At 62.8% G+C, this 842-nt stretch carries 1 protein-coding gene; it reads right to left on the reverse strand.

Annotated elements, in window-relative coordinates; all coding sequences use genetic code 11:
- On the reverse strand, positions 1-842 hold an 842-nt coding region (locus tag AWV70_RS22020), incomplete at both ends, for a THUMP domain-containing protein (protein WP_201024456.1).

Below are 842 nucleotides of genomic sequence, written 5' to 3' on the forward strand. Positions count from 1 at the left end.
GGGTTGTTCAGTTGGGCGACGTCTTTCACGTCAAAATCGACCAGCTCGCCAATGCCGGCGCGGCGGGCGTTGCGGCGCGCGCGCTCGATTACGCGCACGTCGACGTCTGAGCCGTAGAAGCGTGACTCATACGCTGCCAATCCCTGACGAGCGCGGGTTTGCGCTTCCGCCTTCACCTCTTTCCAGATGGCGTCATCGTGCTGCGCCCAGCCGCCAAAGCCCCAGTGGCCGCGGTGCAGGCCCGGCGCGCGGTCGGTCGCCAGCATCGCCGCTTCAATCAGCAGGGTACCGGAGCCGCACATCGGATCGAGCAGCGGCGTACCCGGTACCCAGCCAGAGCGCATGACGATCGCCGCCGCGAGATTTTCTTTGATCGGCGCCATTCCGGTACCATCGCGATAGCCGCGCAGGTGCAGGCCTTCGCCGCTCAGATCCAGCGAGATGTGCGCCGTCTCTTTGTTCAGCCAGACGTTGATCCGCAGATCGGGCGACTCACGATCGACGTTCGGGCGCGGCAGATTCTTACGGGTGAAGCTGTCGACAATGGCGTCTTTAACCTTCAGCGCGCCGTACTGGCTGTTACGGATCTCGTCATTGAGGCCGCTAAAATGCACCGCGAAGGTGGCGCCAGGGTTGAACATCTCCGTCCACGGAATGGCCTGTACGCCGAGGTACAGATCCAGATCGCTGTATACGCGACATTCGCCCAGCGGCAGCATGATGCGCGAAGCCAGCCGGCTCCACATCAGGCTTTGATACAGCAGGCGCGTATCCCCCTGAAAATGGACCCCGCCCTGGACTACCTGGCAGTCCGTCGCGCCAAGCCCTTCCAGTTCAGTTTT

The sequence above is a fragment of the Sporosarcina koreensis genome (assembly GCF_001531445.1).
Taxonomy (GTDB): domain Bacteria; phylum Bacillota; class Bacilli; order Bacillales_A; family Planococcaceae; genus Sporosarcina; species Sporosarcina koreensis_C.